23 protein-coding genes are annotated in these 26,641 nt (G+C 70.8%); 8 read left to right on the plus strand and 15 right to left on the minus strand.

Annotation, left to right across the window (positions count from 1 at the left end; translation table 11 throughout):
* The first annotated feature begins 186 nt into the window (after positions 1–186).
* The 3 genes from ACIBTS_RS41310 (at position 187) to ACIBTS_RS41320 (ending at position 4,016) form a co-directional block, all read left to right on the plus strand.
* Complete coding sequence (locus ACIBTS_RS41310; RefSeq protein WP_399325989.1) at positions 187–2,013, plus strand: glycoside hydrolase family 35 protein; 1,827 nt, start codon at positions 187–189, stop codon at positions 2,011–2,013.
* An 81-nt stretch (positions 2,014–2,094) separates the two neighbouring features.
* Complete coding sequence (locus tag ACIBTS_RS41315) at positions 2,095–3,291, plus strand: LacI family DNA-binding transcriptional regulator (RefSeq protein WP_399325991.1); 1,197 nt, start codon at positions 2,095–2,097, stop codon at positions 3,289–3,291.
* Between the two features lie 119 nt (positions 3,292–3,410).
* Positions 3,411–4,016: a response regulator transcription factor gene (locus ACIBTS_RS41320; RefSeq protein WP_319670967.1), complete on the plus strand. Its 606-nt coding sequence runs from the start codon at positions 3,411–3,413 to the stop codon at positions 4,014–4,016.
* Between the two features lie 73 nt (positions 4,017–4,089).
* Here the strand turns inward: ACIBTS_RS41320 and ACIBTS_RS41325 are convergent, their stop codons facing one another.
* The 3 genes from ACIBTS_RS41325 to ACIBTS_RS41335 form a co-directional block, all read right to left on the minus strand.
* Positions 4,090–5,337, minus strand: a complete 1,248-nt coding sequence (locus ACIBTS_RS41325; protein WP_399325993.1) for a sensor histidine kinase — start codon at positions 5,335–5,337, stop codon at positions 4,090–4,092.
* 238 nt (positions 5,338–5,575) lie between these two features.
* Positions 5,576–7,843, minus strand: coding sequence for a TOMM precursor leader peptide-binding protein (locus ACIBTS_RS41330; protein ID WP_399325995.1), 2,268 nt, complete (start codon positions 7,841–7,843; stop codon positions 5,576–5,578).
* A complete protein-coding gene (locus ACIBTS_RS41335; protein ID WP_399325997.1) occupies positions 7,840–8,019 on the minus strand; it encodes a hypothetical protein in 180 nt (59 codons plus the stop codon). Before ACIBTS_RS41335 ends, ACIBTS_RS41330 begins: the two co-directional genes overlap by 4 nt.
* A 267-nt stretch (positions 8,020–8,286) precedes the next feature.
* Between ACIBTS_RS41335 and ACIBTS_RS41340 the strand changes: the two genes are divergently transcribed.
* The gene (locus tag ACIBTS_RS41340; protein WP_399325999.1) at positions 8,287–9,105 is read left to right on the plus strand and encodes a BTAD domain-containing putative transcriptional regulator; all 819 of its coding nucleotides are present in this window, start codon (positions 8,287–8,289) and stop codon (positions 9,103–9,105) included.
* A 15-nt stretch (positions 9,106–9,120) separates the two neighbouring features.
* Here the strand turns inward: ACIBTS_RS41340 and rfbH are convergent, their stop codons facing one another.
* Entirely contained in the window at positions 9,121–10,425 is a 1,305-nt protein-coding gene (gene rfbH / locus ACIBTS_RS41345) for a lipopolysaccharide biosynthesis protein RfbH (RefSeq protein WP_399326001.1), read from the minus strand.
* A gap of 164 nt (positions 10,426–10,589) precedes the next feature.
* On the opposite strand from rfbH, the gene ACIBTS_RS41350 reads away from it, so the two are divergent.
* Positions 10,590–11,579, plus strand: coding sequence for a Gfo/Idh/MocA family protein (locus ACIBTS_RS41350; protein WP_399326003.1), 990 nt, complete (start codon positions 10,590–10,592; stop codon positions 11,577–11,579).
* A gap of 275 nt (positions 11,580–11,854) precedes the next feature.
* On the opposite strand, the gene rfbB is transcribed toward ACIBTS_RS41350, so the two are convergent.
* The 5 genes from rfbB to ACIBTS_RS41375 all read right to left on the minus strand — a co-directional run bounded on the left by rfbB (position 11,855) and on the right by ACIBTS_RS41375 (position 16,833).
* The gene (rfbB, locus tag ACIBTS_RS41355) at positions 11,855–12,826 is read right to left on the minus strand and encodes a dTDP-glucose 4,6-dehydratase (RefSeq protein WP_399326005.1); all 972 of its coding nucleotides are present in this window, start codon (positions 12,824–12,826) and stop codon (positions 11,855–11,857) included.
* Positions 12,814–14,148 (minus strand): activator-dependent family glycosyltransferase, encoded by a 1,335-nt coding sequence (locus ACIBTS_RS41360; RefSeq protein ID WP_399326007.1) that lies wholly within the window; start codon positions 14,146–14,148, stop codon positions 12,814–12,816. The genes rfbB and ACIBTS_RS41360 overlap by 13 nt, the downstream gene beginning before the upstream one ends.
* Positions 14,149–14,212: 64 nt before the next feature.
* Complete coding sequence (locus ACIBTS_RS41365; protein ID WP_399326009.1) at positions 14,213–15,559, minus strand: P450-derived glycosyltransferase activator; 1,347 nt, start codon at positions 15,557–15,559, stop codon at positions 14,213–14,215.
* Positions 15,560–15,582: 23 nt separating this feature from the next.
* Positions 15,583–16,353, minus strand: a complete 771-nt coding sequence (locus ACIBTS_RS41370; RefSeq protein WP_399326011.1) for an SDR family NAD(P)-dependent oxidoreductase — start codon at positions 16,351–16,353, stop codon at positions 15,583–15,585.
* Between the two features lie 45 nt (positions 16,354–16,398).
* Positions 16,399–16,833 carry a nuclear transport factor 2 family protein gene (locus ACIBTS_RS41375; RefSeq protein WP_399326013.1) on the minus strand — a complete coding sequence of 145 codons (435 nt, stop codon included), beginning with the start codon at positions 16,831–16,833 and terminating at the stop codon, positions 16,399–16,401.
* A 208-nt stretch (positions 16,834–17,041) separates the two neighbouring features.
* Here ACIBTS_RS41375 and ACIBTS_RS41380 point away from each other — a divergent pair, with 208 nt between their 5' ends.
* Both ACIBTS_RS41380 and ACIBTS_RS41385 read left to right on the plus strand, forming a co-directional pair.
* Positions 17,042–17,821 (plus strand): cyclase family protein, encoded by a 780-nt coding sequence (locus ACIBTS_RS41380; protein WP_399326015.1) that lies wholly within the window; start codon positions 17,042–17,044, stop codon positions 17,819–17,821.
* A 59-nt stretch (positions 17,822–17,880) separates the two neighbouring features.
* The gene (locus ACIBTS_RS41385) at positions 17,881–18,597 is read left to right on the plus strand and encodes a class I SAM-dependent methyltransferase (protein WP_319670954.1); all 717 of its coding nucleotides are present in this window, start codon (positions 17,881–17,883) and stop codon (positions 18,595–18,597) included.
* Positions 18,598–18,616: 19 nt separating this feature from the next.
* On the opposite strand, the gene rfbA is transcribed toward ACIBTS_RS41385, so the two are convergent.
* Positions 18,617–19,492 carry a glucose-1-phosphate thymidylyltransferase RfbA gene (rfbA, locus tag ACIBTS_RS41390; RefSeq protein ID WP_319670953.1) on the minus strand — a complete coding sequence of 292 codons (876 nt, stop codon included), beginning with the start codon at positions 19,490–19,492 and terminating at the stop codon, positions 18,617–18,619.
* 201 nt (positions 19,493–19,693) lie between these two features.
* Here rfbA and ACIBTS_RS41395 point away from each other — a divergent pair, with 201 nt between their 5' ends.
* Positions 19,694–20,803 (plus strand): DegT/DnrJ/EryC1/StrS family aminotransferase, encoded by a 1,110-nt coding sequence (locus ACIBTS_RS41395; protein ID WP_399326017.1) that lies wholly within the window; start codon positions 19,694–19,696, stop codon positions 20,801–20,803.
* Positions 20,804–20,904: 101 nt separating this feature from the next.
* Here ACIBTS_RS41395 and ACIBTS_RS41400 read toward each other — a convergent pair whose 3' ends face one another.
* The 5 genes from ACIBTS_RS41400 to ACIBTS_RS41420 form a co-directional block, all read right to left on the minus strand.
* Positions 20,905–22,257, minus strand: a complete 1,353-nt coding sequence (locus tag ACIBTS_RS41400; protein WP_399326019.1) for an NDP-hexose 2,3-dehydratase family protein — start codon at positions 22,255–22,257, stop codon at positions 20,905–20,907.
* A 48-nt stretch (positions 22,258–22,305) separates the two neighbouring features.
* Positions 22,306–23,277, minus strand: a complete 972-nt coding sequence (locus ACIBTS_RS41405) for an NAD-dependent epimerase/dehydratase family protein (protein ID WP_399326021.1) — start codon at positions 23,275–23,277, stop codon at positions 22,306–22,308.
* On the minus strand, positions 23,241–23,858 hold the full coding sequence (locus ACIBTS_RS41410; RefSeq protein ID WP_079659613.1) for a dTDP-4-dehydrorhamnose 3,5-epimerase family protein: 618 nt from the start codon (positions 23,856–23,858) through the stop codon (positions 23,241–23,243). The genes ACIBTS_RS41405 and ACIBTS_RS41410 overlap by 37 nt, the downstream gene beginning before the upstream one ends.
* Entirely contained in the window at positions 23,859–25,181 is a 1,323-nt protein-coding gene (locus ACIBTS_RS41415; RefSeq protein ID WP_319670949.1) for an activator-dependent family glycosyltransferase, read from the minus strand.
* Between the two features lie 84 nt (positions 25,182–25,265).
* Positions 25,266–26,618 (minus strand): SRPBCC family protein, encoded by a 1,353-nt coding sequence (locus tag ACIBTS_RS41420; protein ID WP_399326023.1) that lies wholly within the window; start codon positions 26,616–26,618, stop codon positions 25,266–25,268.
* Positions 26,619–26,641 lie beyond the last annotated feature (23 nt).

Raw genomic sequence — 26,641 nt, forward strand, 5'->3', positions numbered from 1 at the left:
CCCCCCCCCCCCCCCCCCCCCCCCCCCCCCCCCCCCCCCCCCCCCCCCCCCCCCCCCCCCCCCCCCCCCCCCCCCCCCCCCCCCCCCCCCCCCCGACCCCACCCACCGCGCCGGCGCCCACCCGCACCCCACCCGCACCCCACCTCACCCCACCCCAGCCCGCTCGCCCCGACCGAAGGGACCCGCATGCCCGCCCTCACCACCACATCCGACGGCTTCCTCCTCCACGGCGAACCGTTCCGCATCCTCTCCGGCGCCCTGCACTACTTCCGCGTCCACCCCGACCAATGGGCCGACCGACTCCACAAGGCCCGCCTCATGGGCCTGAACACGGTCGAGACGTACATCCCCTGGAACCTCCACCAGCCAGACCCCGACACCCTGGCCCTGGACGGCCTCCTCGACCTCCCCCGCTTCCTCCGCCTGGCCGCCGCGGAGGGCCTGCACGTCCTCCTCCGCCCGGGCCCCTTCATCTGCGCCGAGTGGGACGGCGGCGGCCTCCCCCACTGGCTCACCACCACCCCCACCCCCGACACCACCCCCACCCCCGACACCACCCCCACCCCCGACACCACCCCCGCCACAGACACAGGCATCCGCCTGCGCACCAGCGACCCCCGCTTCACCGCCGTGATCGACCGCTACCTCGACCTCCTCCTCCCCCCACTCCTGCCGTACATGGCGGCATCCGGCGGCCCCGTCATCGCCGTACAGGTGGAGAACGAGTACGGCGCCTACGGTGACGACCCCGCCTACCTCAAGCACATCGAGCAGGCCTTCCGCTCCCGCGGCATCGAGGAACTCCTCTTCACCTGCGACCAGACCGACGGCGACCACCTCAAGAACGGCACCCTCCCCGGCGTCCTGGCCACCGGCACCTTCGGCAGCCGCGTCGACGAGTCCCTGGCCCGTCTCCGCGAGGCACAGCCCCAAGGCCCCCTCATGTGCGCGGAGTTCTGGATCGGCTGGTTCGACCACTGGGGCGGCCCGCACCACGGCCGGGACGCCGACCAGGCCGCCGCCGACCTGGACCGACTCCTCTCCGCAGGCGCCTCCGTCAACATTTACATGTTCCACGGCGGCACCAACTTCGGTTACACCAACGGCGCCAACCACCACCACGCCTACGCCCCCACCGTCACCTCCTACGACTACGACGCCCCGCTCACCGAAAGCGGCGACCCGGGCCCGAAGTACCATGCCTTCCGCGAGGTGCTCGCCCGCCACACGAAACTCCCCGCCGAGCCGGTACCGGCCCCCGCCCCCAAACTCCCGCTCACCACAGTCCAGTTGACGAACATGACCCCCCTCTTCTCACATCTCACACCCCCCGTACGGTCCACCGACCCCCTCACCGCCGACGACCTGGGGCAGCGAGCCGGATACGTCCTGTACCGCACCACCGTCCCGGACGAGGGCGCCGGTCTCCTCCACTTCACCGGGGGAGTGGGCGACCGAGCCCAGGTCTTCCTGGACGGCGCCCCCGTAGGCGTCCTGGAACGCGAGCGCTACGACGAGACGCTCCCCGTCCACGTCCCCCGCCCCGGCGCCGTCCTCGACGTCCTCGTGGAGAACATGGGCCGGGTCAACTACGGCCCCCGCATAGGCACCCCCAAGGGCCTGCTGGGCCCGGTCACCTACGCAGGCACCCCCCTCCAGAACTGGGACTGCCACCCCCTACCCCTCACACAACCCCCCACAACCACAACCGCCACTCCAACGGCGACGGCCGCAGCAGCAGCAGCCCAACCCACCTTCCACCACGGCGAGTTCGAGGTGAAGACCCCCGCCGACACCTTCCTCTCCCTCCCCGGCTGGACCAAGGGCCAGGCCTGGATCAACGGCTTCCACCTCGGCCGCTACTGGAACCGCGGCCCCCAGCGCACCCTCTACGTCCCCGCCCCCGTCCTCCGCCCCGGCGCCAACGAGCTGGTCCTCCTCGAGCTCCACGGCACCACCACCCCCGAGGCTCACCTCACCGACACCCCCGACCTCGGCCCGAAGCAGCACTGACGACCGCCCCCTCTCCCCTCGGCCTATCCTGTGGCTGACCAGCCCAGCCCAGGACAGGCCGGAAGGAAGAAGAGCCCCGTCATGACCCCAACCGCCGCCGACGGCCCGGCGACCGACGGCCCGGCGACCAAGGGCCAGGCGACCAAGGGACGCAGCCGACGCAACTTCGCCGGCGCCCGCCCCGTGATGGACGACGTCGCGAAACTGGCCGGCGTCTCCAAGCAGACGGTCTCCCGGGTGCTCAACGACAACCCGGCCGTCCGCCCGGAGACCCGGGAGGCGGTCCAGGCGGCCATGCGCACCCTCGGCTACCGCCCCAGCAGCAGCGCGCGCTCGCTGGCCAGCGGCCGCACCCGCATGCTCGGCGTGATCTCCTTCGACGCGGCCCGCTACGGTCCCGCCTCGACCCTGACCGCGATCAACGCGGCGGCGCAGGAGGCGGGCTACCTGGTGAGCTCGATCGCTCTGGACACCGCCGACAAGGACACCGTGGTACGCGCGGCGGACCGTCTCTCCGCGGAGGGCGCGGACGGCGTGATCGCGATCGCCCCCCAGCTCTGGGTGGCCCGGGCTCTCGCCGAGGCCCATCTGGACACCCCCCTGGTCGTCATGGACAACGATCTCGGCGACGGCACCCCCATGGTCACCTCGGACGCCCGCACCGGCGCCCGCAAGGCGACGCAGTACCTGCTCTCCCTCGGCCACCCCACGGTCCACCATCTCGCGGGCCCGACGGGCTGGACCTCGGCGGACCGCCGAGCGGAGAGCTGGCGCGCCACCCTCCAGGCGGCCGGAGCCGAGATCCCCGCCCCCCTCTTCGGCGACTGGAGCGCGGACTCCGGCTACGACCTGGGCCGGAAGCTGGCGAAGGACGCGACCCTCACCGCGGTCTTCGTGTCGAACGACCAGATGGCCCTGGGCGTCCTACGCGCTCTGCACGAGGCGGGCCGCCGGGTGCCGGAGGACGTCAGCGTCGTCGGCTACGACGACATCCCGGAAGCGGCCCACTTCCTGCCCCCGCTGACAACGATCCGCACGGACTTCAAGGACATTGGCACCATCTCCCTCCACACCCTCCTCAACCACATCGACACCCCCTCACCCCCCGCCCCTCCCTTGACCCTGGTCCCCGTCACCCTCCACATCCGCCACAGCACGGCCCCGCACCCCGCTGCACGAACAGGGGAAGCAGCCACGGGAACGCCGAGTCAGGCTCTTCCGAGGGGCCGCCGGCCCTCCTCGGATGCGGCTGACGGGCGTCATTCCAAGGACAACTGACTTTGCAATCGCCCTGGTTGGCGGGTGGGGCGTTGGGCGATTCCAAGCTGTGATCTGGCTTTTTGGGTGAGAGTATGGAGCGCAGGGGGTCTTGGAGACCGCCGATGTGAGGGGGGGCCATGCTGAAGATTCTGATCGCCGAGGACATGGCGATGCTGCGCAGGGCATTGGCCGAACTCCTGGCGTTGGAGGCGGACTTCGAGGTGGTGGCCGAAGTCGATCGCGGCGATCAGATCGTTCCGAAGGCGCGCGCACTGCGACCGGATGTGGCCGTCCTCGACATAGGTCTTCCCGGGATGGACGGCATCACCGCCGCCGCCGCGCTCTCCACCGCCGTACCCGACTGCAGGATCCTCATGCTCACGGGGCTCGGCAATCCCAGCACCTTGCGCCGGGCGCTGGCCACCCGCGCCACCGGATTCCTGTGCAAGGACGCCAACCCGTCCCAGCTCATCGGCGCCATAAGGGCGGTGGCCGCAGGGAAGCGGGTCGTCGACCCCCAACTGGCCGTCGCGGCACTCGAGGACGTGACTCAGCCGCTGGCGCCGCGCGAGCTGGAAGTCCTCCGGCTCGCCGCCGCGGGCGAGGGCACCGCGGCCATCGCCGGCCGTCTGTTCCTCTCCACGGGAACGGTGCGGAACTACCTGAGCAGCGCCGTGGTCAAGCTGGGCGCCCGCAACCGTATGGACGCGGTACGGATCGCCCGTGAGGGCGGCTGGATCTGACGAGTTCCGACGGGTCGCGCCGGGGACCGGGCCTGTGCTCAGTGCTCTGTGCTCTGTGCTCTGCGCTCAGTGTTCAGGCCACTGAAGCGGAATCGTGCATCCCTCTGCCGGAGGGATGCACGGGCCGGACGAGCCAGTGCTTGGGCGCGGGGTTCTTCGCCGGCAGCGGGACGACCGCCGTGAGGGAGAACCACTTCCCGTCCGTGATCTCCGCGGTGAGCCGGCCTTCCACCGCTTCGATGCGATCGCGAAGGTTGTTGAGGCCGCTTCCGGGCCGGGCGTTGCTGAACGCGGCGGCCGGGTGGCCTTCGAGTCCGTCGTTGGTCACCGTCAGTCTGACGGCGTCCTGTTCGCGGTGGATTCGGACGACGCAGGTGCCGACCCTGCTGTGCCGCAGCATGTTGGTGACCCCCTCGCGCAGCACCGTCGCCAGGGTCGTTTCGATGTCGGGCGGCAGTGGCCCGGCGCTGCCCCGGAATTGGGCGTGCACGCCCATGTTCCTGAGGGTGGCGAAGACGGTGTCGACCTCTGTGGCCAGTGACATGGCACGGTAGGTCTGTGAGACGGCCCGGACGTCGATGAACGCCCGCTGGGTGGCTTCCAGGATCTCCGTCAGTTCCTGTTGCAGACGGGCGTGCTTGGAAGGCGGCAGCCGCCGCGCCACTTCGCACTTGAAGGCGATGGTGGTCAGGCTCATGCCCAGCAGATCGTGCAGATCGCGCGAGAAGCGCAGCCGTTCGGCCTCCACGGCCATCCGGGTGAGCTCGCCGCGGGTGCGGTGGGCTTCCTGGACGAGGCGGGTCAGCTCGGAGAGCCCGAACACCACCAGGCCGGTCAGCGTGGTGGCGACGGTCCCGTACCCGAGCGAGCCACGGCCCACCCCGCTTTCCAGTATCAGCAGGCTGGACGATCCCACGATCGCCGCGAACGTCGGCCACATCCAGCGGCGGGGCAGCACGAGCAGGGCGGAGCCGGCGAGGACGCCCGGCGTGGCGAGCCAGGCATCGGCGAAGGTGAGGAACGGCAGGTAGGTGAGGAGGACCTGGAGTCCGAAGGTCCAGTACCTCAGGCGGGTCAGCCGGGGAGACAGGTATCCGAAGGAGTGGGTCAGTTGGACGCAGTAGACGAGCAACAGGGTCACGATGCCCGCGGTGAACCTGACCGGTGAGAGATGCTCCTCCAGCAGATAGACGAAGGCAACGCCGAAAAAGGCCACGAGGACCGCGATGGTGATGGCGCTGGAGGTGCCGACGGCGAGGTATCTGCTTCTCGCGTCCTCTAGTTCGGCGCGCGCACCACTGTGCTGGGCAGAACCTTGCATCTCTTCTCTTCCCCCTCGGGCGAACCGAACGAGTCAATGAGTCAGGTTGTGCCGCGCTCAACCCGCTCACGGCAAAGCGCGAGGTTGGGAACGCGTAGTCGATTCTAGCCGCTACGAGTCATTCGACTAAGAAGCTCCACGGCGTGGCTGCCGTTCTCAATCCCCTTGTGGAAGAAGATCGTTCTGGGTGCAGAAAGGTTGCTTCGTTCCGCGGAAGGAAGGGGAAGGTCTCATTCCCTTACAGATGCAGCGGCAGGGGATTGAGGTCCGCGTAGTCCGTCGGCCGGGTGAGCCGGCCGAGCGCGACGGGTACGTCGAACAGCCGGCCGGGGCCGAATCCCGCCCAGTGCGGGCGCAGACCGGGGATCATCACCTTGGCGACGGGCAGTTCCACGTCGGGGCGGGTCTGGTCGAGGACGAGTACGTCGAGGCCGTGGCGGCGCAACAGCGCGACCAGGGCGTGGACCTGTTCCGCGGCGTCGGCGGGCGGCCGCAAGGCCGCGGGCGGCCGGGTGGACCGGCGTGCCGCGGGCAGCAGATAGGGCTGGTTGGCGGTGGTGGCGTGCCGGAACCAGTCCAGGGCCTCCGGGTCGGTGCCCTGGTAGGCGGAGGTCCCGTCGGTCGTCTCCGCTGTCAACGGCGGCAGCATCTGGTTGAGTTCGGTGAGCGCTCGACGCAGCGCGACCCGGGGGTCGAAATGCGCGCCGAAGCCCAGCACGATGTCCTCGGCCGTCCTTCCGATCCGGGCCGACACGGCGGCGACCACGGGAATGCCGAGATCGGATGTGAGATCGAGGGCCCACACCGTCCTGCCGAGCTCCCTGAGGACGGCCCGCATCCGGGCGATCCACGGATCCCGCTGGTCCAGGGCCACGCCGGGCTGCCGCGTGCGGTTGTACCACCACAGTGCGACCGCGTCGCGCTCCACCAGTTCCAGGCAGCCGTGGACGACGGCGTCCTCCAGACTGGTTCCGGCGGCGGCGCCGTTGGAGGTGGCCCTGCACAAACCGGTGTCCGCGTCCGGCGCGTTGTAGTAGAGCAGACTCGTGGGCGCCAGCCGCTGCCGTTGCTCGGTCAGCGACCAGACGGGCGTCCAGTCGAGTGGGGCGTCCTCGTCGAAGGGCTCGGTCACCTGGTGGAAGGGTCCGTGCGTGCGGTTCCAGGCCACCCGGTCCTCGAACTGCCGCCGGTCGAAGAGCTGGACGCTGTCCGGGTGGACGGCCAGGGGCGCCAGCTCGCGGTAACTGCCGCGCCGGCGTGGCTCGTCGCCCTGGAAGTAGCCGCTGTACCGCTCCAGGGCCTCGGCCAACGCGCTCACCTTGGCGTGGAGTTCGGTGATTCCCTTGCCTGAGCCGGGGCTGCGCAGCGGGGTGTGGAGCGGGGGCGGCGGCCGCTCGGGGTCCCAGGGCGGCTGCGCGCCCGCGTGGAAGCAGTTGAGGAACTCCGGTCCGCGCGGCTCGCGGCGGATCTCGCCGACGAGACCGGTGACGGGGTCCACGAGGTGGCCGTAGCGCTCCAGCATCCGGTCCGGGCCGAACGTCCGGTGGCCCCCGCCGGTGGTGTCCCGGACCGGTTGGGGGGACATCACGACCGGTGCCGAGACGCGGTCGCGTACCAGCAGCGGATCGCCGCAGCGGGAGCACTGCGGGCGGCGTCGCACGGGATGGCGGCTGCTCTCCAGCGTGCGGGTGTCCAGCCGCCACAGGCTGCCCTGATCGCTGTCCCGGTGCCCGGCGAGCCACTTTCCGGCCTCGAGCAGGGCCAGTTGCATGGCCGCCGCCCGCCCGGCGGGCAGATACGACGGACGGTGCGCGGCCGGCCCGCTGTGCCCGAGCCGGTGCTGGACGTACGCCTCGCCGCGTCGGCGCAGCCGGAGCCGGTCCGCGAGACAGCTCCAGCAGGGGCCGTCGCCGGGGGAGAAGAAGGGCCCGATCCACAGGTGGGTGCCGCTGGCCCGTACGGGCAGCCAGGTGCGTCCCGCGGCGCGGTGCTCCGCGTCCAGGGCGCTCAACCGCGGATCGAGATAGTCGTGGCACAGCGCCAGGGTCAGGTCGGCCGGCTCGCCGGCGGGCGCGGTGCGCAGCCCCGCCGCCGACACGGCCTCGTGCAGCGCGCCTCCCGCGTCCTCGGTGAGGTCGACCGGGGCCAGGAGTGCGTCCCGGCCGCCGGCGGGCTCCGACTGAAGGCCGGTGAGCGCCCAGTAGGCACGCTCGGGGCCGTCGGGCCCGTCGGGTGGATAGGCATGGAGCAGGCCCGCGTCCAGCAGCCTGGTCACGAGCCGTTCGGTGCTGTCGCTCGACAGCCCGGGCGCCGCGTCGGCGACGATACGGGGCAGATCACGGCTGCCGTCGAGCAGTGGCGCCAGCAGGGCGACCTGTGCTCCGCCCAGCGTGGTCACCCGGTCCTCCGTCATCAGGAAGACGGGCTCCCCCGGCACCGATTCGACGCGCAGATGCGGTGCGAACCCCAGCCGGGGGAGCCCGTCGCCCGGGACCGGACGGCTCATCGAGACGTACGACCGCCGTCCATGGCGGACGGGGTGCCGGTGGAGGAGGTCCAGCAGATACAGATACGGCCGTCGGGGATCTGTGCGGAGTCGTCGCCGAACTCGGTGATCACGAGATCGTCGATGGACCTGGCCATGTCCGCGTCGCCGTCCGCCAGGGGCGTGATCCGTAGCATGTGTGCTCCTTGTCGCTGTGGACTGCCTGCTCCGTGGGGTGCGTCGGACCCGGTCAGGCCCTGCGCAGCGCCGCCATCCTTTCGGGCCGGGCCGCGGGGGTACCAGTGTGTCCAGCACAGGGACCATATGAGGTTTACATATCTTGCGCATACGTTTCTCATATGCCTGCCCGGGTCCACGGCACTGGTTGGCGGCCGAAGGGGCCAGCGAGACTCCATGGGCATGGAGCTCTTTGCGGTGCTCCGCCGACCACATGGGGGAGAAACATGGACATATGGTTGCTGGGACCGCTGACGGCCGAAGTGCGGGGCCGTTCGATCGTGCCGACCGCCGCGAAACCCCGCCAGATCCTCGCGCTGCTCGCGATCCACGCCAATCGGGTCCTGCCCGTCTCGACCCTGATGGAGGAGATCTGGGGCACCGAGCCGCCGCAGAGCGCGTTGGCGACCCTGCACACGTACATCCTTCAGCTACGCCGTCAGCTCACCGCGGCCTACGGTTCCGACGCCGGGGTGTCGGCCAAGGACGTCCTCGTCACCCAGTACGGCGGCTACTGCTGGCAGGCGCCCGCGGACGCCGTCGACGTACCGCGCTACGAGCGGCTGGTCGCCGCGGGAAGCGTTGCCGCCGCCGAGGACCGGCAGGAGAAGGCATCGGCGTACTTCCGTGAGGCGCTGGCGCTGTGGCGCGGATCCGCGCTGGTCGACGTGCGGATAGGGCCCGTACTGAGCATCGAGGTGGCCCGTCTGGAGGAGAGCAGGCTCGGCGTGCTGGAGCGGTGTCTGGAGGCAGATCTGAGGCTGGGACGCCATGCGGAACTGCTGGCCGAGCTGATCGAGCTCACCGGCCGTCATCCGCTGCACGAGGGCCTGCACGCCCAGTGCATGACGGCGCTGTACCGGGCGGGGCGCTCCTGGCAGGCCCTCGACGTCTACCAGAGGCTGCGCCGCCGGCTGGCGGAGGAACTGGGGCTCTCGCCGTCCCCGCGCCTGCAGCGTCTGCAACAGGCGGTGCTCGCGGCGGAGCCGTGGCTGGACGTGCCCGGGTGCGGGGAGGACGTGATGTTCGACCGGATGATCGGCTGACCGCCCCCGGGCGGCTCAGCCGTTCTTGGCGACGAACTCGACGATGGAGTCCCGCATGTAGTCGGTCATCTCCTCGGTGATGCCCGGGTAGACCCCGATCCAGAAGCTCTGCTCGGTGATGATGTCGGAGTTGCGGAGATCTCCCGCCACCCGGTGCCGGGTGCCGAGATACGCCGGGTGCCGGGTGAGGTTGCCGCCGAACAGGCGTCGGGTGCCGATGCGCCGCTCCTCCAGGAAGGCGATCAGGTCGCGGCGGGTGTAGGTGGCGTCGGGCAGCACCGTGATGACGAAGCCGAACCAGCTCGGGTCACTGCCCGGCGTCGCGGTGGGCAGCAGCAGACCCGGGACGTCCGCGAGCCCGTCGCGCAGCCGCTGCCAGTTGCGCCGCCGGGCCCGGCCGAACTCCGGAAGCTTCTCCAACTGGCTGAGCGCCAGGGCTCCTTGGAGGTCGGTCGCCTTCAGGTTGTAACCGATGTGCGAGAAGATGTACTTGTGGTCGTAGCCCTTGGGGAGGTCACCGAGCTGGTAGTCGAACCGCTTGAGGCAGGTGTTGTCCTCGCCGGGCTCGCACCAGCAGTCCCGCCCCCAGTCGCGGAACGACTCGACGATCCGGGCCAGTTCGAGGTTCTTGGTCAGTACGCAACCGCCCTCGCCCGTCGTGATGTGGTGGGCGGGATAGAAGCTGACGGTGGCCAGGTCCCCGAAGGTGCCCGTCATACGCCCCTGATAGGTCGAGCCCACGGCGTCGCAGTTGTCCTCGATCAGGAACAGCTCGTGATCTATGGCCAGTTGCTGGATCTCCGCCACCTCGTAGGGGTTGCCGAGGGTGTGCGCGATCATGATGGCCCGGGTGCGGTCCGAGATCGCTGCCCGCACGCGTTCCGCCGTCGTGTTGTACGTGCCGAGTTCGAGGTCCACGAAGACGGGCGTGAGACCGTTCTGGAAGATCGGGTTGACCGTCGTGGGGAATCCGCCGGCCACCGTGATCACCTCGTCGCCCGGGCGCAGCCGCTGTTCGCCGAGCCGGGGGGAGGTCAGCGCCGAGAGCGCCAGCAGGTTCGCCGAGGACCCTGAGTTCACCAGGTGCGCCTTGCGCACGCCGATGTGGCGGGCGAACCTGCTCTCGAAACGCCGGGAGTGCGACCCGGCCGCGATCCGCAGATCCAGGGCCGCCTCCACCAGAGAGACCCGGTCCTCCTCGTCCAGGACCGCCCCCGAGGAGAGGATCGGTGTCACTCCCGGCACGAAGTTCTCCGGCTGCTGCTGCCGGTGGTACTCGCGAACCTGCTCCAGGACCAGGGCCTTGGTGTCCGACGTCATAGCCGTCCCTCCTGTAAGGATTGCCTCGCCGACCATGCTCGCGCCGCTCGGTCGAGGAGCCATGGAGTCCCCGCGGAAAGGGCCTGCTCCAGTGGGCTTCCAGGGGCTTTCGACCTGCTCTGGCTAGCTTGTGTCGGCGACGTATCCGACAGGTGAGGTGGCAGATGCCCGAGGACACTCCACGACCGGTACTCCGCATGGGGGTTCTGGGCTGTGCTGATATCGCGGTGCGCCGGATCCTGCCTGCGCTCGTGGAGCATCAGTCGGTGCGGCTGGTGGCTGTGGCGAGCCGGGACGGGGCGAGGAGCGAACGGCTCGCGGCCCGGTTCGGATGCGCGGCGGTGACCGGCTACCGGGCGCTGCTGGACCGGGACGACATCGACGCGGTCTATGTGCCGCTGCCGCCGGGCATGCACCACGAATGGGTCGCCGAGGCGCTGACCGCCGGGAAGCACGTCCTGGTGGAGAAGCCGCTCAGCACCACGTACGCGCAGAGCGCCGAACTGGTGGCGATGGCAGCCCGCTTCGATCTGGCGCTCACCGAGAACTTCATGTTCCTGCACCACTCCCAGCACGCCGCGGTACGGGACATGGCCGTCGAGGTCGGCGAACTGAGGGTCTTCTCCAGCTCCTTCGGGGTACCGCCGCCCGATCCGGCGTCCTTCCGGCACGACGCGCTGCTCGGCGGCGGCGCCCTGCTGGACGTCGGCGTCTATCCGCTGCGCGCGGCCCAGCTCCACCTCGCCGGGGAACTCGACGTGCTCGGCGCCTGTCTGCGCGTCGACGAGGCCACCGGCGTCGACGTCGCGGGAAGCGTGCTGCTCTCCACGGCGACCGGGGTGAGCGCCCAGCTCGACTTCGGATTCCAGCACTCCTACCGGTCCGTGTACGCCCTGTGGGGCAGCCGGGGCCGGATCAGCGTGCCGCGCGCCTTCACGCCGCCCCGGGAGCACCGCCCGGTGGTCCGCCTCGAACAGCAGGACAGGATCACCGAGGTGACGCTCTCCGCCGACCATCAAGTGGGCAACGCGCTCGACGCGTTCGCGGCGGCGGCCCTGTCGGGCACCGGGCGGGCAGCGCTGGGAGAGGCACTGCTGCGTCAGGCGCTCCTGGTCGAGCAGGTACGCAAGGCCGCGCGGGTCGTCAGCCGCTGAGGCTGCGCCGGACGCGGGCAGGCCGGGGAGCCGGCCGCGCCCGCGGGGCGCGGCTTCGCATGCCACGGCCCTTCGTCGGACGGCGCGCGCTTCCCCCGACGCGCGCTGTTCCGTCCGGCCCCGACGACACCGGCTCCGACGACGAGAGCCGGTCCCGTCGGGGCCGGCTCTTCTTGCTGTCGTTGTGTCCTCGGTCGTTGTGTCCTCGGTCGTTGTGTCGCCGGGGGCGGGCGGCCCGGGGCTGTGGTGCGGTCCGCCCCCGACGGGAGTCCGGCTCAGACCCGCTCGGCCGCTTCCGGTCGCCGTACCAGTTGGTCGCGGTGCCAGTCGACGACCTCGCGCAGTCCGTCGTCCAGCGACCGCAGAGGCCGGTAGCCGAGTTCCGTACGGATCTTCGAGTCGTCCACCGCGTACCGCAGGTCGTGGCCCTTGCGGTCGGGCATCCAACGGACCCGGGACCAGTCCGCACCGCACAACTCCAGCAGCTTGGCCGTCATCTCACGGTTCGTCAGATGCGTACCGCCGCCGATGTTGTAGATCTCGCCGGCCCGGCCGCCGGTCAGCACGGCGTGGACGGCACGGCAGTGGTCGTCCACGTGCAGCCACTCCCGGACGTTGTTGCCGTCCCCGTACAGCGGCACGGTCCGTCCGGCCAGCAGCTCGGTGACGAACAGGGGGATGAGCTTCTCCGGATGCTGGCGCGGGCCGTAGTTGTTGGCACACCGGGTGGTGCGTACGTCGAGCCCGTGCGTGCGCCAGTAGGACCGGGCGAGGAGGTCGCTGCCCGCCTTCGACGCCGCGTAGGGCGAGTTGGGCAGCAGTGGCTCCTCCTCCGTCCAGGTGCCCTCGGCGATGGACCCGTAGACCTCGTCCGTCGAGATGTGCACGAAGGTGGCGACCCCACAGCGCAGGCTCGCCTCCAGCAGCGTCTGGGTGCCCAGCACATTGGTGCGTACGAACTCCGCGGCCCCGGTCAGGGAACGGTCGACATGGCTCTCGGCCGCGAAGTGCACCACCGCGTCGTGACCGGGGAACACCTCCAGGAGCGCGTCGAGGTCGCAGATGTCGACGCGCCGGAAGTCCAGCCGCGGGTCCTGCAGAGGCAGGTTGTCCGTGCTCCCCGCGTAGGTGAGCACGTCGACGACCGTCACCCGGTCCGGCCGGGGTCCGGGCAGGCTGCCGGCCAGCAGGGAGCGCACATAGTGGGATCCGATGAAACCGGCACCGCCGGTGATCAGGACACGCATGGTGTGGACGTACCTCCGAGACGTCGACGCCCGTGGGCGCGGTGCTGGGCGGTCAGCCGCTCCAGTACGGGGACGACCTCCGCCGGAGTCGGTTCGGACCGGGCCTCGATCCGCAGCCGGGCGGCCGCCGAGGTGAACGAGGGCTCGTCGAGGAGCCGCACCAGCCTGCTCCGCAGCCCTTCCACCGTCACCTCGTGGGAGGGGAGATGGAGACCGGCGCCCAGCTCCTGCTGGCGGCGCGCCCGCTCGATGGCGTCCCAGATCCAGCCCATGGCGATCTGCGGGACCCCCTCGACGAGCGCCGTCGACCAGGTCCCGGCGCCACCATGGTGCACGATGGCCGCGCAGGTCGGCAGCAGCGCGTGCAGCGGTACATGGTCCACCAGGCGCACATTGTCCGGGACATGGGTCAGCAGCGCCCGCTCCTCCGCGTCGAGCGTGGCCACCACGTCGATGTCGAGCCCCTCGATCGCCTTGAGGACCAGGTCGACCGGGACCGCGTTGGGGAACTCCGAGGTCCGGGCCGTGAGCCCCAGGGTGACGCACACGCGGGGACGCGTCGGCGGGACCCGGAGCCAGTCGGGTACGACGGCGGGCGCCGGCCCGTTGTACGGGATGTAGCGCATGCCCACGGTCGGCCCGTCCGACGGCGGCCGGAAGCTGCGCGGCACCTGGTCCACCGACCACTGACCCGTCACCGCCTCCTCGTCGAAGGGCACACCGTAACGGCCGAGTGTCCACTGCAGCCACTGGCCGAGGGAGTCCTCGGCGTGCGCCTGCCCCTGCTCCCCGTCCCCGCCCGTCGGACCCGGACCGAGCTGCGCGAGGAAGGCCCGCCGCATCGACATGAACATGTCGGGAAAGGACAGCAGTCGCGCGTGGGCCGCGCCGGTCACCTTCGCGGCCACCGCGCCCGCGAACGTGAACGGCTCCCAGAGGATGAGGTCCGGCTCCCAGTCGCGGGCGAACGCGATGAGTTCGTCGACCATCGGATCGTCGTTGATCAGGGCGTAGAAGGTGGGGGTCATCATCGTGTCCCAGCCCTTGAGGAAGGCGGGGGTGAGTTGACCGGGGGTGTCGGGGTTCAGCGTCTGGTTGGCGTGGTGGGACAGCACCGAGTCGCCCACTGCCTTGACCATCTCGTCGAGGGCGGGGTCGGCTCCCACCGGGACGGCGGTCAGTCCGGCCGCCGTGATGCTGTCCGTCAGCGCGGGCTGGCTCGCCACCCGTACGTCGTGCCCGGCGGCCCGCAGCGCCCAGGCGAGCGGTACGGACCCGTTGAAGTGCGCGTCCATCGCGAAGGACGTCAGCAGAACCCGCATGGTCGGTCCTTTCTCTGCGGCTCTGTGGAAACTCCGGCAGCGGTACGCCGGACGCGACGTACCGTCACGCGGAGGTGGTCAGGGGGAACCGCAGTACTCCGCCCAGGACGGGGGAACGCATCCGCCGCTGGACGCCGTCGGCCGGCGCCAGCCGGGGGTGGCGCTCCCGCAGCGTGCGTACGGCGGTCTCCGCGTGGAGCCGGGCGAACGCCCCGAAGAGGGAGGTGTGCGGGCCGGACAGCGACAACTGCCCCTGTCCCACCGGCCGCGTGAGGTCGAAGTGGTCCGGGGCCAGGAACACCTCGGGATCCCGGTTCGCCGCGCCGACATGCACGACGACCTGGGCGCCGGCGGGGATGTCCTGGCCGGCGAGCGTGAGGTCCTCGGCGGCGATCCGGCTCTCCAGCCGCACCGGCGGCGCGTGACGCAGCGTCTCCTCCACCGCGCCGGCTGCCAGTTCGGGGCTCTCGCCGAGCAGCGCCCATTGCCGGGGATGGGCGAGCAGCGCCTCCAGGGCGTTGTTGATGAGCCCGGCGGTGAATTCGACGCCCACTGCGGCGGTCAGTACCCCGACCGCGAGCGCGTCCACGGCGCAGGAGTCGGCGGAGCCGGCGCGCAGCACCGTGCTGAGCAGATCGTCGCCCGGCTCGGTCTGCCGCGCCGCGACGAGGTCGCCGACGAGGGCGCGTACGTCCTCGATGGCCTCGGTGAGCCGGCGGGTGACGACGAGCGGCTGCGGGCAGAGCGCCGCGTCGAGCGCGACGCCCAGGGCCAGACACGCGCGGGCGAACCGGTCGCGCTGCGCGTCCGGGACGCCGAGCAGCGCCGCGGCGGCCTCGGTGGCCACCGGGCGGGAGTAGTCCGCCATGAGCTCGAAGGAGGCGCCGAGTCCGTCGGCCCTCTCCTGGTGCACGCGTTCGGCGCTCTTGCGGTGGCCGTCCGCCGCGGCCTCGCCCAGCACCGGGGCCGCCGACCGCTCCCAGCGCAGGTGGTCGGCGCCCGACGCGTGCAGGAAGGCCCGGTCCAGCGGGACGATGTGGCACAGCAGCGGATTGCTCCAGGCGTCCGAGAAGACGTGCCGCTGGAGGCCCGGCAGATCGGCGTGCCGCAGGCTCAGCCGCGGATCGGCCAGCACCTCGGCGGCGACGCCGTGCCGGCCGGTGACCCAGGCTCCGGCGGCGCTCTGCCACAGCGGTGTCTCCGATTCCCGTATGCGGCGGGCCAGCACCACCGGGTCGTCGCTCTCCGCGCGCAGCGTCAGGGCGTACGGGTCGCCGCTTGTTCCGTAGATCCAGTGGAAGCCGCGGGCGGTCAGGAGATGACGGCCGAGCTCGCTGTCGGTCTGCTGGACCTCCTCGGTGGCCCTGGGGGTCTCGTCGGTGATCGTCTCGTCGGTCTCCGTGTGTGTCACGGCAGTCTCCTTCGGGGCGTGGTTCAGGTGAGGGACAGACCGCCGTCGACCGCGAGCACCACTCCGGTCGCGTAGGCGGCGCGCGGGTCGGTGAGCTGGACGGCCCACCAGGCGATGTCCTCGGGGCGGCCGACCCGGCCGGCCGGGACGCGCGTGGCGATCTGCTGGAGGAAGCCCGCGTAGGCCTCCTGTGACATGCCGGACCGTTCACCGATACCGGTGTCGATCACGCCCGGCGCCAGGCCGAGGACACGGATGGCGCGGGGCGCCAGTTCCACCGCCCAGGTCCGGGTGAGGAAGTCGAGCCCGGCCTTGGCGGCGCCGTAGACCCCGTTCTCCGGCCAGGCCCGGCGGCCCAGCGCGCCCGCCGAGCCGATGTTCAGCACGGTTCCGCCGCCGTCGGCCGCGAGGGCGTCCAGGGTCTGCCGGGTGAGCAGCAGCGGAGCCAGGAGATTGCTGTCGAGCTGGTCGCGGGCGGCTTCCCGCTTGGTCTCCGCGAGAGCGGCGAATCCGCCGGTGGCCGCGTTGTTGACCAGCACGTCGATACGGCCGAACGCGTTCAGCGCCGTGTCGGTGACAGCCTGAGGAGTGTCCGGATCGGTGAGGTCGGCGGCGAGGACGCTGATGCCGGGGTACCCCTCGGCGGTCCCGGCCAGGGTGGCGGGCGTACGGCCCACTACGAGTACACGGTCGCCGCGGTCGGCGAAGGCGCGGGCCGTGGCCCGCCCGATCCCGGTTCCGCCGCCGGTGACGATCACGCCCCGGGGCGCTGTCGAGTCCTGTGTCGCGCTCATGGACGGGACCGTAGGCCGGGCCGCTCGATTCGCGGTCGACTCCCGCTACGGCCGGTCGTCACGGGTCACCACCCTTTCCCTGACCAGGAGCTCGCCGGCCTCGCGCACCAGGATGTCCCGGCAGGTGCACACCAGGTGCAGCCGGGCGGGGCCGCCCTGCGGGACGGCGATGATGGAGACCTGGCTCTCGGCGGTCAGCGAGCCGTCGTCCGCGGGGGTGACGGTGAGCATGCCGACCCAGTGGCGGTGCGTCTCGCCGGCGGCCGCGAGACCCGCGGCGGCCTGCCGGGCACCCGCGGTGAGGGCCGGGCGGCCGCGTACCGGCTCCGGGAGCGAGGGCGGCGCGAAGGAGCCGTCCTCGGTGAAGGTGCCGGCCCAGATCTCGGCCTCGCCCGAGTCCAGGTGCCGCATCTGCCGTGCGTAGAAGTGCTGTACCTCGGCGTAGACGTCCGCCGGGGCCGTCGGGGCCTGTGCTGCCATGCCGTGTCCCTTCCGCCGTTCCCTGTGCCGGGGCGGGTGCGTTCCCGAGTTCCCGGTGAGGTCACGACGGTGGCAGCGGCCCCTCCAGGATCGGTCGAGCGCGGCGCGGGCGAGCGCGCGGGCGGCCGTTCAGCCAGGCTCCAACGCTTCTCTAGCCGCGCTGGTGAGCATGGGCTGGCTTGCAGGAATCCATCGCCGGGAGGCTCGTGTGCGCATCATCGACCTGTCCTCACCCGTGGACGGGGCGGGTTTCGAACCCGATCCCGTGGTGCACGACGTCCTCGGCCCCAAGGAAGCCGCCACGCACATGAGCGAGGAGATGCGTGACCACTTCGGGATCGAGTTCGATCCGGCGGAGCTTCCGGAGGGCGAGTTCCTCTCGCTCGACCGCCTCCAGCTGACGACCCACACCGGAACGCACGTCGATGCGCCCTCGCACTACGGCACCCGCGCCTCCTACCGGGAAGGTCCGCCGCGGCACATCGACGAGATGCCGCTCGACTGGTTCTTCCGGCCGGCGGTGGTGCTCGACCTGAGCGACCAGGGCACCGGCGCGGTCGGCGCCGACGTGGTGCAGCGGGAGCTGGACCGTGTCGGCCACACCCTCTCGCCCATGGACATCGTGCTGCTCAGGACCGGCGCCGACGCGTGGTCGGGGACGCAGAAGTACTTCACGGACTTCACCGGGCTCGACGGCTCGGCCGTGCACCTGCTGTTGGACCAGGGAGTCCGGGTGATCGGCACGGACGCGTTCAGCCTGGACGCGCCGTTCGGCGACATCATCACCCGCTACCGGCGAACCGGTGACCGCTCGGTGCTGTGGCCCGCCCACATGATCGGCCGGGACCGCGAGTACTGCCAGGTCGAACGGCTCGCCGGACTCGACCGGTTGCCGGTCTCGCACGGATTCCGGGTCGCGTGCTTCCCGGTGCGGATCGCCGGCGCGGGCGCCGGCTGGACGAGGGCGGTGGCGCTGCTCGACGAGTGAGGAGCGCAACGGCCCAGCGGACGAGGCGCCCTGCGGGGCGACAACGGGAGGAGAGACACATGTACGGCCGGGAACTCGCGGACGTGTACGAGGCCATCTACCGGAGCCGGGGCAAGGACTGGGGGGAGGAGGCGGCGGACGTCTCCCGGCTCATCGCCGAACGCCGCCCGGGAGCCGACTCACTGCTCGACGTCGCCTGTGGCACGGGCGCCCATCTCAGCGTGTTCAGCACGCTGTTCGAGGTCGCCGAGGGGCTGGAGATTGCGGAGCCGATGCGCCGGCTCGCCGAGCAGCGGCTGCCCGACACCACGGTGCACGCGGGCGACATGCGCGACTTCTCCCTCGGCCGCACCTACGCGGCGGTGAGCTGCATGTTCTGCGCCATCGGCTATCTGGAGACCGTGGCCGACATGCGGGCCGCCATCAAGTCGATGGCCGGCCATCTGGAGCCCGGCGGCGTCCTGGTCGTCGAACCCTGGTGGTTCCCCGAGAACTTCATCGAGGGCTATGTCGCGGGTGACCTGGCCCGTGAGGAGCACCGCACCATCGCGCGGATCTCGCACACCACCCGCAAGGGCCGGGCCACCCGCATGGAGGTCCGCTTCACCGTGGGGGACGCCGCCGGTATCCAGCAGTTCACCGAGATCGACGTACTGACCCTGTTCACCAAGGAGGAGTACGTCTCCGCGTTCACCGACGCGGGCTGCTCCGTGGAATTCCTGGAGGACGGCCCCACCGGTCGTGGCCTTTTCGTCGGTGTACGCGAATCGGGCTGAGAGACGGGAGACGGGAGCGTCAGGACGACATTTCGCGGGCCACCGACATCACGTAGCGGCCGTAACCCGACTGCGACATCTTCTCGCCGAGCCGGTAGCAGCTGTCCGCGTCGATGAATCCCATGCGCAGTGCGACCTCCTCGACGCAGGCGATACGCACGCCCTGCCGTTCTTCGAGAGTCCGCACATACTGGGCGGCCTGGAGCAGGGATTCCGGAGTTCCGGCGTCCAGCCAGGCGAAACCGCGGCCGAGGTCGACCAGGCGGGCTCGGCCGCGCGCCAGGTAATTCCGGTTGACGTCGGTGATCTCCAGTTCTCCGCGCGCCGAGGGGCGGAGGTTCTTGGCGATGTCCAGCACTTCGTTGTCGTACAGGTAGAGCCCGGTGATGGCGAGGTCGGAGCGCGGCCGGATCGGCTTCTCCTCCAGGGAGACGAGGCGTCCCGACGCGTCGGTCTCGCCCACTCCGTAGCGCTCCGGGTCCTCCACGGGATAACCGAACAGCACACAGCCCTGTACGTCCCGGACGTTGCTCTGGAGCATGTCGTAGAAGTGGTAGCCATGGAAGATGTTGTCTCCCAGGACCAGGGCCACGTCGTCGTCGCCCACGTGGTCGGCGCCGATGATGAAGGCCTCGGCCAGCCCGGCCGGCCGGTTCTGCACCGCGTAGTCGATCCGGACGCCGAGCTGGGAGCCGTCACCCAGGAGCCTGCGGAACTGTTCCAGGTCGTGCTCGGTGCAGATGAGCAGGATCTCCTTGATGTCCGCGAGCATCAGCACCGAAAGCGGATAGTAGATCATCGGTTTGTCGCCGACCGGGAGAAGCTGTTTCGAAACGGAGACGGTTATTGGATGGAGCCTTGTTCCCGAACCGCCGGCGAGAATAATCCCTTTCATGGGTATGCCCCTGTCCTCGATTTCTGCTCATGCTAACGACCGGATTCACTCGACAGCAACAACAAGAGCCCTTGGTCCAGGGAAACTCGAGTGGGAATAGAGGAAAATCAAGGGTTGTGGACCGAACCGGCAATGTGATGTGCTGCGGGGGGATGGTGACGCCCTGCGGCATGGCATCAGCAATGGGAGGGAAACGAATTAATGACGACTCTCGTATGGGACTACCGGCAGGAATACGAGAACGAACGCGCCGATATTCTGGACGCCGTGGAGACGGTCTTCAGCTCGGGTCAGCTCGTCCTCGGTGACAGTGTTCGCGGCTTCGAGCAGGAGTTCGCCGGATACCACGGCGTAGGGCACTGCGTCGGCGTCGACAACGGCACCAACGCGATCAAGCTGGCCCTCCAGGCGCTCGGCATCGGCCCCGGCGACGAGGTCGTCACCGTGTCCAACACCGCGGCCCCCACCGTGGTCGCGATCGACTCGGTGGGCGCCACCCCGGTGTTCGTCGACATCCACCCGGACAGCTACCTCATGGACACCGAGCAGGTGGCGTCCGTCCTCACCCCGCGGACCCGGTGTCTGCTCCCCGTCCACCTCTACGGGCAGTGCGTCGACCTGGCGCCGCTGGAGCGGCTCGCCGCCGAGCACGACCTGTTCCTCGTCGAGGACTGCGCACAGGCCCACGGCGCCCGCCGCGACGGCCGGCTCGCCGGTACCACGGGCGACGCCGCCGCCTTCTCCTTCTACCCGACGAAGGTGCTCGGCGCGTACGGCGACGGCGGCGCCGTGCTGACCTCCCGGGACGACGCCCACCGCGCGCTGCGCCGACTGCGCTACTACGGCATGGAGGAGCGCTACTACGTCGTCGGCACCCCCGGCCACAACGCCCGGCTCGACGAGGTACAGGCCGAGATCCTGCGGCGCAAGCTGCGCCGGCTCGACACCTACGTCCAGGGGCGGCAGGCCGTCGCCCGCCGCTACGAGGAGGGGCTCGGCGACACCGGCCTGGTGCTGCCGCACACCGTCCCCGGCAACGAGCACGTGTACTACGTCTACACGGTGCGCCACCCCCGGCGCGACGACATCATCAAGGCCCTCAAGACGTACGACATCGAGCTCAACATCAGCTATCCCTGGCCGGTGCACACGATGTCCGGGTTCGCCCACCTCGGCCGGCCCGTGGGCTCGCTGCCCGTCACCGAGGAACTGGCGGGTCAGATCTTCTCGCTGCCCATGTACCCGGCCCTCGCGCCGGACGTCCAGGACAAGGTGATCAGCGCGGTGCGTGACGTGCTGGACAGCCTCTGAGCCCGTGCGGCGGCCCCGGCCCGGCACACACCGCCCCACACCGAAGGCCCGGCGGAGGGATCCCGCCGGGCCTTCTCGGTACGCGCGTCCCCCGCCGGCGGTCAGCCGGCGGTGCGGGACGCCTCCAGGCCGCGCAGACACGCCACCAGGCTCCGGGCCTGCACGTTGAGGTAGTGGCTGTGCCGGAGCAACTGCGTCAGCTGGTCCATGGTCAGCCAGCGGTAGTCGGGGTGGCCGGGGTCCTCGGGGACGTCGCTGTCCACGATCAGATAGCGGTTGCGGGCATGGAAGAAACGGCCGCCCTCCTCGGAGAGCACGGCCTCGAAGCGGATCCGGTCGGGCCCGGCGGCCAGCACCTCGTCGAGATGACGGGGCCGGGCGGTGGGCGGCAGCCAGTTGTAGCTCGCCGGGACGCACTGCACGGTCGGCGCCAGCTCCACGACGTCGTGGTAGCCCGGCTCGGTGCGGGCGTGCACCAGCACGTGCGGCACCCCGTTGATCTCCCGTGACAGGAAGGCGATGACGCCGGTGCCGCGCGGCTCGATCATCGGCTGGCGCCAGGTGCCGACCTCGCGCCCCGCGGCCGTCACGGACACCCCGATCACGTCGAAGAAGCCGCCGCTCTCGTGCGAGTAACCCATCTCGCTGTGCCGCCACTCGTCCAGCGCGTTGAGGGCGATCCGCTCGGTGCGCACGTTGGCCAGCGAGCGGGCGCCGGTGATCCAGCTCAGCACGTCGGTCATCCGGTGCAGCGCGCCGTCCGGCCAGGAGGCGTGCGGCAGACACGCCAGCACGGTCCTCGCGTCCATGTTGACGATGTCGTCGCGCGACAGCAGCCGGTACAACTGCCCCAGGGTGAACCAGCGGAAGCCTTCGAGGACCTCCACCTCGGTGGTCGTCTCCACCACCATGTTGCGGTTGCGCTTGCGGTAGAACCAGGCGCCCTGCTCCGACTGCCGGACGTCCGTGATCACCCGGTGCCGTGACGTGTCCCGGAAGTAGTCCAGATACGGCACGGGCTTGCCCTTGTGGACGCCGGTGTAGTTGCTGCGGGTAGCCTGGACGGTGGGGGAGAGCTGCAGACCGCCGGGGTTGCCCGGCTCCGCCTTGGCCTGCATCAGGAAGTGCGGCACACCGTCGAACTCCTTGATCAGGATGCCCAGGATGCCGACCTCGGGCTGGTCGATGATGGGCTGGTCCCACCACGGCACCGCGTTGCCCGGATCGTGCACCCGCAGACCGTGCACCGTGAAGAACTTGCCGCTGCGATGCCACAGATCACCGGTCACCGGTGTCTGGTACCACTGGTCGAGGGCCGCCAGCGGTATCCGCTCGGCCGTCGTGTAGATCTGCTCCCCGTACTCGGCGAACCAGTCGTCGAATCCGGCGAGATCGGTCAGCGGGCTCTCCACGGCCGCGGCCGACCTGGCGATACGGGCCGTCACATCGGCCATCTGAACTCCTCGTCATCGATGGGGGCGTACGCGGCCGTTCGGGGTGGTTCAGTCGGCGGGCGTCTCCCACGTCGCCCGCATCGCCTCGGCGAGCGGGATCCGCGGCTTCCAGCCGAGCAGTTCGCCCGCCAGCCGGATGTCCGCCAGGGTCCAGCCGCCGCCCTTGCTGGCGATCGGCCCGTCCTCGACCCGCAGCGCCTCCGGAGGCAGCCCCGAGGCGGCGACCAGCAGATCCACCAGCTCACGCATGGCGGAGGCCTCCCCGCGACCGATGTTGACGACCTGTCCGGTGGCCGATGACGCCACGGCGAGGACCACGGCCTCGGCGAGGTCGCGCACATCGACGAAGTCCCGCCGCGCGTCCGCGACCCGCAGCGTCACCGGGGCGCTCGCGTCCGCGGCCCGCAGCCTGTCGACGACCGCCCCGAGGAAACTGGCCCGGGTGGTGCGGGGCCCGCACACGTTCACCGCACGCAGCACCAGCCCGTCCACCCGGCCGGCCCGGGTGGAGTCGAGCACCAGCTCGGAGCCGGCCAGCTTGGTCCTGGCGTACATCGTGGTCGGCCGGGGCTCGAGGTCCTCGCCGATGGAGAGGGGCTCGGACACCGGCCCGTACTCGTGGATGGAGCCCACATGCACCAGCCGCGGCCGCTCCTCCATCTGCGTCAGCGCCCGCAACAGCCGGTCGACCAGGGTGATGTGCGCGTAACTCATCTCCTCCTCGGTCGTGCCCCAGCCGCCCGTCACATTGACCACCGCGCGCACCCGGTGCCGGGTGAACAGCCGCGCGAGCTCGGCGGGCGGGACCGCCGCCACGTCCAGGCCGGCGAAGACGTGGTCCGCGACCGCGGGCCCGCCGCGCCGGGCGACGGCGAGCACCTGGTGCCCCTCGCGCGCCAGCGCGGCGCTCACACAGCGGCCGACACAGCCGGTGGCCCCGAGCACCGCGATCCGGGACCCCGCGGCCGCCGGCCGCCCACCGCTCAGGGCCGCCACAGTGCGGCCTCGATCCGACGGCACTTGTCGTACTCCGGCAGGCCGCCCTCCGCCTGCACCTGCGCGAGCAGCGGCGCGGCCGTGTCCCGCGCGGACAGCAGGGGCTCCACGTCCTGGGGGATCGGCAGGCCGAGCGCGGGGTCGAGCGGGGAGAGGGACAGCTCGTGCTGTGCCTCGTAACTCCCGGAGAGCATGTACGACATCACCGTGTCGTCCTCCAGGGCGATGAAGGCGTGCCCGACACCGACCGGGAAGTACATGGCGCTGAAGCCTTCCGGGTCCAGCACGGAGGAGTCCCAGCGGCCGAAGGTGGGCGAGCCGACCCGGATGTCCACCACGATGTCGATGGCGCGGCCCCGGGCGCAGTACACGTACTTGGCCACGCCCGGCGGGGTCACGGTGTAGTGGATGCCCCGGACGGTGCCGCGCCGCGACTTGCTGTGGTTGCTCTGTGCGACGGGGAAGAGCGGATGCCCCAGGGCCTCCACGAACGCCGGCTCCTGGTAGGGCGAGGTGAACAGACCGCGGTCGTCCTCGAAGACGGGCGGGGTGAAGGCGTACGCGCCACTGACGGCGAGTTCGCGGAACGTCACGGCGGAGGCCATCTACCGCTCCCCTCGGACGGCGCTGCGGGAATCGCGGGCCCCGCGGTGTTCCGCGGCGAGCTTCTCCAGCAGCGGAACGATGTCGTTGGGGCTCGGCGTCCCCACCATCTCCCGGCGGATCCGCGCGCAGTTCTCCGCGAACGACGGCTCCTGAAGCAGACGCAGCACGTGCTCGCGCAGGTCCTGGGCGGTGTAGTGGTCGACGTCGTGCAGGTACAGTCCCGCGCCGAACTTCTCCAGCTGCTTCGCCTTGTGGATGGTGTCCCAGACCATGTCGGGCACGATCAGCTGCGGGACCCCGTGCGCCAGCGCGGTCTGGAAGGTGCCGGAGCCGCCGTGGTGGATGACCGCGGAGCAGGTCGGCAGAAGCGCGTTGAGCGGCACGAAGTCGACGGCCCTGACATTGTCCGGCAGCTCAAGACCGGCGAGCTGCTTGGCGTTGAGCGTGGCGACCACCTCGACGTCGAGCTCCGCCAGCGCCTCGACCAGTTCGCCGATCGAGGCACGGTCGCCGTCCAGCACCTCACGGTGGGCCACACCCAGCGTCAGACAGACACGGCGCTTCTTCGGCGGCTCGTGCAGCCACTCCGGAATGACGGCCTGCCCGTTGTAGGGGATGTAGCGCAGCGGGACGAACGGCTGCTTCACCGGGAACCGCATCGACGGAGGCACCGGGTCGATGGTCCACTGACCGACCGCGACCTCCTCCTCGAACTCCGCGCCGTAGCGGCCCAGCGTCCAGGTCAGCCACTCGCGCAGCGGATCGTCCCGCTGCTCCGGCAGCCGCTCCGCCTGGAGGTCGAGGAAGGTCTCGCGCATCCGCCCCAGCAGATCGAGCCCGAACAGCAGCCGGGCGTGGGCGGCGCCGGTGACCTGCGCGGCCACCGGGCCCGCGAAGGACAGCGTGTCCCAGATGACCAGGTCGGGCTGCCACTCGCGGCTGAACGCGACCAGGTCGTCGATCATGCGCTCCGGGCAGGAGTTCTGGAAGGCCATCGCCGTCATCGAGGTGAACACCCCGAGGACGTGGTCCCAGGTCAGCATCTCGGGGCGGGTCTCGGTCATGTCCATCCCGGCTTCCGCCTGGCTCTCCATGATCTCGGCGTCGTCGCCCAGGCCCTCGTTGACCCGCTGCATCTGCTCCTCCAGGAGCAGCGGCTCACCGACGCAGACGGCGGTCAGTCCGGTACGGGTGATGTCCTCCGCCAGATCCGGCTGGCTGGCGATACGGACCTCGTGGCCGGCGGTCTGGAGAGCCCAGGCGAGCGGAACCTGGGCATGCATATGGGACTTCGCGGCGAACGTGGTGAACAGGACCTTCATCGATCTCCCTTTTCGCGAGTGGTGGCGCCGGCGCCAGGAGGCCGGCGGGCCCCCTGGAGCCGGCACTGTCCGGGGCGGCGGGCTTCACTGCCCGTCGTGGCCGACGTATCGGTGGCTCACCAGCCAGCTGTCTCCATCGGCGACGAGGACGTCCTGGCACGACGTGCTCAGCCGGATCACGGGTGCGGCGCCCTTCGCTGTCGAGACGACCAGGGCGTCGTAGCCCGTGCGCACCGAACCGTCCGGGAACCGCCAGGCCGCCGGCAGGCCCAGCCAGTGCCGGCGCAACGTGCCGACAGGCGCCGCCGGCCGCTCACGCACGGCCGCGGCGATCGCCGCCCGGCCGCGCACCGGCTCGGTGAACGAGCTCTGGTCGAAGGCCCCGTCCTCGGTGAAGGTGTTCGCCCAGGCATCCCCGTCGCCCTCGTCGAGGAGCCGCATCTGCCGTGCGTAGAACTGCTGTATGGAGGCGTACTCGGCGGGCGGCACCGGCTCGGTACGGGCCCGCCGCTCCGCGTACTCCTTGGCGTGCCGCATGGTGATCGTGCTGTTGCCGCCGAGCGCGTCCCGCAGGAAGGCGCGGGCGTCGGCAGCGGTCGCGGAGGAGCCGAGGACCTTGGTGATGGCCGCGGCGTTGACGACCACCGTGTGCCGGGAGACGGCCACACAGCCGGACGGGGTCTCCCGTACCGTCCACTCCCCGGTGTGCACGGACATCAGGGCCGGTGTCTGCAACTGCTTGTACGTGATCCGCCCGTCCGGCAGGCAGATCCGCACCGAGGCCGTGGTGTGCGTCGAACCGTCGGGAGTGCGGGTTTCCATCTCCAGGTGCTGGACGTCGGGCGTGTCCTCCTTCAACAGCACCCGGGCGACGTGCGGCAGCCGCTCCTGCCACAGCCCCGCGTCACGCAGGAAGTCCCGTACCTCCTGGGCCGGGGCGTCGATGCGCACCTCGTCCTCGAAGGTGCAGGGCGCGTCGTCGGTGCCGATGCGCAGTGCGGCGGACTCCAGCGCGGCCAGCTCGGCCCCGCTGTTGCGCTCGATCGCCTCCAGGATCCAGCTGACGTTGCGCTCCAGGTCGTCGACGGCCCGGAAATCGTGCAGCAGCCGTACCCGGCTGCCGCCGTCGGGCAGCGCCTCGACGATCCACTCCCCGCCCATCGCGGCGACCGGATCCTGGGAGACCTCCTGGCGGAACCGGATCCGCAGCCCCTCGCGGTCCAGGGTGCGCCGCGAGGTCCAGGACTTGACCTCGCCGTTGGCGGTGGCCCAGATGCGCAGCCGTTCCTCGTCGCCCGACCGCTCCAGATACTCCACGTGCAGGCTCGGCGGAAAGACGTGCGGCCAGTCCTCCGCCCGCTCCACCAGGCCGAAGACGGTCTCCGGGGCGGCGGCCACCGTGATCGTGTGTTCGGTCGTGTGCACCTCGTGCGCCATGCTGATCCCCTCTGTCTGCCCGC

This window comes from Streptomyces sp. NPDC050121 (assembly GCF_044460385.1).
Taxonomy (GTDB): domain Bacteria; phylum Actinomycetota; class Actinomycetes; order Streptomycetales; family Streptomycetaceae; genus Streptomyces; species Streptomyces soliscabiei.